General features: G+C 52.7%; 7 protein-coding genes. All 7 read right to left on the reverse strand.

Annotation, left to right across the window (positions count from 1 at the left end):
- Nucleotides 1-109 precede the first annotated feature (109 nt).
- On the reverse strand, nucleotides 110-3,280 hold the full coding sequence (locus tag ABOC97_RS22620; RefSeq protein ID WP_349601954.1) for a TipJ family phage tail tip protein: 3,171 nt from the start codon (nucleotides 3,278-3,280) through the stop codon (nucleotides 110-112).
- 51 nt (nucleotides 3,281-3,331) lie between these two features.
- Nucleotides 3,332-3,928, reverse strand: a complete 597-nt coding sequence (locus ABOC97_RS22625; RefSeq protein WP_349601955.1) for a tail assembly protein — start codon at nucleotides 3,926-3,928, stop codon at nucleotides 3,332-3,334.
- A gap of 71 nt (nucleotides 3,929-3,999) precedes the next feature.
- The gene (locus ABOC97_RS22630; protein ID WP_318243311.1) at nucleotides 4,000-4,368 is read right to left on the reverse strand and encodes a hypothetical protein; all 369 of its coding nucleotides are present in this window, start codon (nucleotides 4,366-4,368) and stop codon (nucleotides 4,000-4,002) included.
- 49 nt (nucleotides 4,369-4,417) lie between these two features.
- Nucleotides 4,418-5,128, reverse strand: coding sequence for a C40 family peptidase (locus tag ABOC97_RS22635; protein WP_349601958.1), 711 nt, complete (start codon nucleotides 5,126-5,128; stop codon nucleotides 4,418-4,420).
- Nucleotide 5,129: 1 nt separating this feature from the next.
- Nucleotides 5,130-5,885: a phage minor tail protein L gene (locus ABOC97_RS22640; protein ID WP_349601960.1), complete on the reverse strand. Its 756-nt coding sequence runs from the start codon at nucleotides 5,883-5,885 to the stop codon at nucleotides 5,130-5,132.
- On the reverse strand, nucleotides 5,882-6,229 hold the full coding sequence (locus tag ABOC97_RS22645) for a phage tail protein (protein WP_333009954.1): 348 nt from the start codon (nucleotides 6,227-6,229) through the stop codon (nucleotides 5,882-5,884). Before ABOC97_RS22645 ends, ABOC97_RS22640 begins: the two co-directional genes overlap by 4 nt.
- Nucleotides 6,230-6,232: 3 nt before the next feature.
- Nucleotides 6,233-7,105: phage tail tape measure protein (locus ABOC97_RS22650; RefSeq protein ID WP_349601963.1), on the reverse strand; the 873-nt coding region annotated here is incomplete at its 5' end.

Consider the following 7,105-nt stretch of genomic DNA (forward strand, 5'->3'; position numbering starts at 1 on the left):
TGTTGCAGTACGAAGTTCAGCGCCAGCACCTAAATGCGACGAATAAACGGCCGTGCAATCGACCGTTTTAATCCCGCTATTTAACGCATTGAAAATAGAAGAACAACCGCTAATACTTACCAACAACAACCCGAAGAACATTATTTTCGTCATATACTTTCTGCCCCTCATTATCGATTACGTTACGCCCCTCACCTTCTGTGCCGCCGTTTAATTCAAACGTTCCATCGGCTTTCATAATGGTGCCCGTTTTACCCTCTACGTAATTTGATGAGCGCAGTTCACCAATTTTTGCCAGCGTAATTTCGCCATACTGAATAAACCCTTCACTGACGAACATCTGCCCGTTAATTACGGCAAATGGTGAATGCTGTTCATCGTCCTCACCACTCAACAGAACAAGTTGGTTCGCGTTAAACCCAATACGAGTTACCACCGGCTGGCCCGTCTCCGCGACAACAGCAATAGACATCCCGGCACCGTAATAGACATCATTAATGCGCACGCCCACTTTCATTGTGTGGATTGCTGATGCGCCATCAACGTCAACCACGGCCGTCAGCTTGTCTTCCAGCGAGGCAGTAATATCGCCGAACTCGGCCTGCACGGTAGTCGATAGCTCGGCCATCGCCTTATCTACGGTAGCGATAGTTGTTTTGACCACCAGGATGTCTGCCCGAACTTCACCGAATTGCGCCCACTGATGCTCAACCGTCGCATTGTTCGCCAGTGCGTTCTGTAGGGTGCCTTCAAGATTCTGGTCAATCTGGCTGGTCAGCGCGTCGCCGTCTTTTGACGTCAGGAAATCGCCAGCGATATCGCCCAGGTAGTCATCGGCGTTGTTATTGGCCATTCCCCTGATCCAGCTCGTCCACCCGGATTCATTCCCGCTTTTATCGACCAGCTGCGCACGGAACCAGAATTCCTGCCCGGCTTTAAGACCAAGTTGGGAGTACTCAGATGAAGGGTATGGAACATCACTCAGCAAAAGCGGATCCGACTGGTCACCATTCGGGGTGTACTGGATTTCCGTTTTCAGGGTGTCCGATGTGTTCGCCGGGAATCCCCAGTTCAGGCGGATACCCCAGTTAATCGGCGTGGCCGCAAAACCTACTGGCTTCGGTGGATTGCCCACTTTCCCAGTCAGCGTGGCCTCTGCCGAGTATCCCCATCCGGACGATATTTCCGCCGCGTTGATTGCGCGAACGCGAACCAGATAGCGCCCGGAGTAGATGGATTCCACTTCAAAGCTCGTCGTTGAGCTCCGTGGCACATTCACCCAGTTGCCATCATCGCGGCGCCACTGCGCTTCATAGGCGATAGCGTTATCAACAACGGACCAGGTCGCGCGCAACGTTTCCACGTTGATACCCTGCTGCACAGCGGAATAACTCCCGATGACAATATCCGCCGGCGCTGACTGATTACCCGGAGGGATAACGCTGACAGGCCGCTGGTCAATGATGGCGCCAGTGTCGATCCGGGCATATTTATCCGGGTCATGAGCCGCGCCGGAAATCGTAAACGTGCCGTCGTTATTGTCAGATACACTGACCACCCGATACTGCTGGGCATAGAGTTCATCAGACTCAACAACCCACACACACTCCGCCTCTGGCGTCTCACTGAATGCCGTTGTGACGGTAATCTTGTTGCCGTTTATCGCCTGAATAGTTCGGCTCTGCGCCGCACCAGATGGCAGGTTAAGTATCAGACGGTCGCCAGCAACGGCATCGGCCACCCGGTCAAGTTCGATAACCCGACCATTCACCGAACGAATACGGCCACCGGTGACTTTCCCAGAAAGCAGCTCATCAGCGACAGCGATGATGTAACCAGGCTGCGGGATATTACCGTCCAGACCTACAGAGAACGTAACGACCCGATCCTTATTGTTGGTCAGAATTCCCCAGCGTCCCTTGCGGTTTGCTTCCGACTGCCGGGTGCAGCCAATAGCGGTCATTTCCAGCTGATTAAAACCGTAGCGCGCAACGAGCTGCTGTTCGAATACCGGCTCCATGGCATCGGCGTAGGCATTGTCCGGATCGGACCAGGAAACCAGTGCGGTGGTGTAACGGGTTTTGGTCGTGCTGCTGGCGTAGGTAAACAGGCCGTCGACCACGTTTGCGCGCGTGTAGGAAAAATCGATATCCCGCGGCATATCGGCCAGCGCCACAATCTGATCACCGCCCCAGTAAGTCATGCCCCGGAAGATAGCCGCGAAATCACGCATCACGGTGTAAGCATCGTTCCGGTCCTGCACGTAGACATTGCAGGTATAACGCGGTTCTGTGCCGTCGCCGCCCTTACCATCTGGCACCATCTGGTCGCAATACTGCGCGACTTCATAGAGTGACCATTTGTCTATATTGGCAGTCGTCAGGCGATTGCCGAGCCCAAAGCGGTCGCTCAGAACCAGATCGTAAAAAACCCACGCAGGGTTATCTGTCCAGGCCCATTTAAACACACCGGTCCAGGTACCGAGATAACTTCTGGTTTCAGGGTCGTAGTTATCCGGCACGCGGATAACCCGCATTTTCGGCTCGCAGGAAATTTGCGGAATGGAGCCATTAAACTGGCTCGAATCAAACTCGATATAGAGCAGCGCGGTGTTCGGGTAACGCAGCTTGGCGTCGATCACTTCCGTGTAGCTCTGAAGCGTCATTGTGTCGCCTACTTTGGCGCTGTTCGCATCGCCTGTGGTTTTACGCAAACGCAGAGTCCACGTGCTGCCAGACTGCGGTAAATCGATGCGGTGGCTACGCTCATAGCCCGTGGTGGTTTTACCCGATACGCGCGTGCTTAAAACTGTTTTCCACGTGCCGCCGTCAGTTTGCAGGTCAATGGCATAATTGATGGTGTATCCCACCAGGTCGCCGTTGTCCTGCTGCTTATAAATCGAGGGCCATTTAATGCGCAGGCGTACAGCAGAGAGCAGCGTATTTGTGAAAGTACGGGTCCAGGCGGTGGCGCTGGATATCTCAACCCCCATGCTGATTTCATTCTCTGATCCCGGAATCCCCTGGATGTATTGTTGAGCCTGAGTACCTGGGCGAAACTCCCAGACTACCCCGCCAAAGTTTTTCGAGCCGTCGGCGTTCTCCAGTGGGGTCCCGTCGAGGTAGATATCTTTCCCAGTCAAACCACCAGCAAACTCACCCTCACCCAGCGCCACCAGCAATTTGGCCTTTGCGACAGACTGGAGATCATCCGGTTGCTCCGTCGGCGTCCGGCTTTTAGAACCGCCACCTTTCCGCCCTGTGATTTTTTTCGGCGCCATATTTCACCCATAAAAAAACCACCCGAAGGTGGTTGTTAGAAATGATGTTTGCTACTGCTTGTCTTCGACGTAGATGCCCGCCGACACAATCGCGCCACCGATCCGGCGGCGTCCATAGCCAAGAGGAACAGGGTTGCCCTGGGCAGCGGTGTTCGTCACACCACCAAAGGCGTAGGAAGCCTGGTTATCAGCATCCTGCTTACTGGCAAGTCCTGCTGGTTGTGGGGAAAGCATCTGCACAATACCGCCAAGCATCACGGCAGCACCGAACTTAAATCCAAATGCAGATATGGGGTTACCAGGTGCGAAATAACTGCCAATCGCTGATGCGGCAATGATTACAACCCCGAGAATTGTTTGTAATAATCCAGCCTTCTTACTCCCAATAACAACTGGGACAATTCTGATCACATCCCCAGTTACAGGAAAACCAAAATCATCTATGCCTATATTTTTTTTACCTTTGAAGATCGCAAATGTAAGCCCTCGGCGTTTACTACTAAGCATGTAGCTTTCAAATCCTGGAATAGTTTTCGCAAGAGCTATTCCTGCCTCAGATACTTTATGAATAAGTCTAAAGTGCTTTCTCCCATAAATTTTTCCAAGGGAACCACCAAGCTCTATTTGAATCATTTTTTCTGTAGACATTTAAACCACCAAAAAAGGCCGCTATTAGCGGCCTTTGATTAAAGGATGGGTACTATTTTTGTATTAAAATATCAACTTCCACAGTTATCCCTCATAAAATATTCCATATGATATGCAGTTCCATTTTTAACAAATGCAAATTGTGGTTTTGAACCCACATAACCGCCATAACTATTTTTAGCGTTTAGGGTGTAATCTACTATCCAGCCATAGTTCACCTTGCCATTGAACTTACACCATCCTTTATGGGGTTCAGTAAATCTATACTTTGCTGAGTCAGGATCTTTTAAACGCGTTTCTTGATAATTTTTTATCTTCGACTCATATAATTCCTTAGTCGGCATAGAACCATAATCTGCATTACTGACTTCTACGGCTGTTGGATTAGAAACGCATCCAGCTAACAGAGACATTGATATAAGCAAAAATATTTTCTTCATATTATTCCCCTTTTGTTTACGGGCAATAATAGCAGCACCAATTTGAGATTTACATTAGTTTCATATGGCGAACAATCTTCATCGTTCTGTCAATCCAATAGCCGCCATACGGGACACGTTGACTAAGGTGCCCATATAGATGGTGCAATATCATGTTCCCTTCAAGCAGGATCCCGGCATGGTTCCACTTATTAGCCTGCACCTGCATGATCACCATATCTCCGTCACGCGGCGGCCCGGTAAATTCCCGGAAACCGCATTCATACCAGCAATCACGGTAAAAATTCTCCGGGTACTGGTCCTCCCACCAGGGATAATCCACGCGGTAATCCGTCAGCTCAATGCCATGCGTTTGCCGGAAATAGCTCATCACCAGCCCCCAGCAATCGAAGTGCCCGAGCACGAACGGGCGCTCCAGCAGTGGTAACTCGCCGCGCGGCTGAATGGTACGGATATCCCCTTCCGGCCAGCTGGCGATATGCCAGGGCAGCAGCGTCGCGTCACACTGTGCCTTATCCAGTTCGCTCGGCTGCGTTGTGGCGTCCGGGTGACTGTGTACGATGGCGACAACCGTCCCCAAATCTTCGGCAGCGGCATAGTCCTCCGGTGACAGGTGGAAATGTTCAGTCGGGTCCGTTGCCAGATTGCGGCATGGAATGTAACGCTGCGCCAGGCTTTTCTGCACCACCACACCACAACACTCCCGCGGGTATTCGGCGGCGGCATGCGCCATGATGGCGTCGGTAATCTTCTGTCGCATATCAGCTCCTGATAAGGGAAGTACCCGGAAAACCGCCAAACGGCAGCTCGTTACTTTCGCCGTGACGCAGTTTGCATGCCGTCAGCGTGCCGGGGCATTCATCCTGCGAAGGGTCATCAACCGGGTTGTTGTGCTTATCGAAATAGCGGGTCCCTGCATAGTCGCAACCATCACCCGATCGATACTTGTTACGGATGCACCAGGTACAAAGTGAATGCAGCTGGCGGGTGGGGATCATCAGCCCCTCCAGATCCATCGGGCTGGAGAGTTTAAACGCCACCACTTCATGCGTTTCGCTATCCTTTGCATCGATATAAAACACCTTCAACTTTTCCTGCTGCGGATCCGCCGCGGGGTTTCCCTCCGGATAATTGACCGCATCCAGATACTGCGCCAGTGTGTCGTGGATAGTGACTTTCGCCTGCAGCAGGTCATCGTAAGCAAGACACAGCGCGGTAATGGAACTATCAAGATTAGCGACCGACAGCGTCGGCTGCGCGCTGGTTCCGTCAGTCGCCGTCTCAATCCCTTCTATCTCACACGGCCAGGCTTTATATTCCTGCCCCTGCCACCAGATAGATTTTGCAGGTAGCTTGTCCTCATCCCCGCCGGCGGCTGCGATTTCCTCCGGCGTATGCGCAATATTATGCGGATGAAAACGGAGTACATCACTGACGCCAAACCCGGTGCCATCGACATCAAAAAGCCGGACGACATTGCCCGGCTCGAGTTTCTGATAATCACTGTTTAAGCTCATGGTGCAAACGCCTGTTCAAAAGTGGCCGAAACGGTTTCCACCGTTTTACTTTTGGTGACGCGCTGCAGGCTGTCTGGTTCGACGCGCCACAACGTGAGCTCACCGCCGGGAGGGGTAAACGAGAACGATTTTGTTTTGTGGCGCCGCAGGAAAGCATGAATTTCCCGGACCGTTTCCGGCTTCCCGGTGAATGAATACTCATAGCTGAAGGTTTCATCGTTGATCCCGGCACCCGTCACCTGCTTATAGCCGTCACCAAACTGCGCCGTGCGGATGCTATCCTTGCTCTTTAGCGTTGGTTGGCTGGATGCTTTGATCCGCCATCCAAAATGTTCAATCGCCATCGCTTACCTCTGTTTATTGGCATTCCAGATCATGCCGCCCGGCTGTATGGCTTTCGCAATCCCCGCGCGGACGGAGCTATCAATCACCTGCTGATAGGCTTTTCCGACTGCATCACCGCTCCCTTTCTGCTGACCGGAATCCCCTTGCCCCGTGGTGATGGACACCGGTGCATAGACGCTGACACCGAGCGGAGACGCGACACCGCCCCCACTCCCGCCAACCAGGCCACCAGTCGCGTACCCGCGCATCATGCGGTACAGATTGCCGACGCCGATCCGGTTTGTGGCCTCCTGGGTAAAGACAAACTCCCCGCGGTGAACCACACCCGCCGGCTCATACTTACCACCGGTACCGGTGTACCCCCCACCCGCAAAACCGAGCGCAGATGTCGCTGAGTTAACCAACCCCGCCATGGCCTGCTTCATCAGGATTTGCGTCAACATTGATAGCATTGAGCGGGTAAAGTCAGCAAAGTTAGCCTTTCCGGTTAACAACATATCAGCCATGTTCTGACTTATCCCATCAAATGCCGCCGATGCCACAGACTTCATCGAACCATAGGTATCCGCGGCCGCATCGGCGTATTCGGCCCAGGCAGACTTTGCGCCCGCCTTCCAGTCATCGCGCAGCTTATCCTGCTCTGCGTAGTAATTTTTCAATGCTGCCAGCTCATTCTGATAGCCCTGATCCGCATCGGTGCCACCAGCATTCATCCAGCCCTGCCGAAGCTGAGCCTCTTCATTTTGCCGCTGCGCACCGCGGCTGCTCATGCTGCCACCCGCCACCAGCGCTTTGGTTTTCTCACCAATCTGGGTAACGTATTTCTGCGAGCTATCCTGCAGGCGGTTCAACCGCTCCTGGGCAACAATCTGATC

It is taken from the genome of Kluyvera huaxiensis (genome assembly GCF_040149365.1).
Classification (GTDB): Bacteria; Pseudomonadota; Gammaproteobacteria; order Enterobacterales; family Enterobacteriaceae; genus Kluyvera; species Kluyvera intermedia_A.

Excerpts from the sequence above, each read along its gene's own strand:
- ABOC97_RS22640 (WP_349601960.1), bottom strand. The coding sequence starts at position 5,885 with ATGAGCTTAAACAGTGATTATCAGAAACTCGAGCCGGGCAATGTCGTC.
- ABOC97_RS22635 (WP_349601958.1), bottom strand. The coding sequence starts at position 5,128 with ATGCGACAGAAGATTACCGACGCCATCATGGCGCATGCCGCCGCCGAA.
- ABOC97_RS22620 (WP_349601954.1), bottom strand. The coding sequence starts at position 3,280 with ATGGCGCCGAAAAAAATCACAGGGCGGAAAGGTGGCGGTTCTAAAAGC.
- ABOC97_RS22630 (WP_318243311.1), bottom strand. The coding sequence starts at position 4,368 with ATGAAGAAAATATTTTTGCTTATATCAATGTCTCTGTTAGCTGGATGC.
- ABOC97_RS22645 (WP_333009954.1), bottom strand. The coding sequence starts at position 6,229 with ATGGCGATTGAACATTTTGGATGGCGGATCAAAGCATCCAGCCAACCA.
- ABOC97_RS22625 (WP_349601955.1), bottom strand. The coding sequence starts at position 3,928 with ATGTCTACAGAAAAAATGATTCAAATAGAGCTTGGTGGTTCCCTTGGA.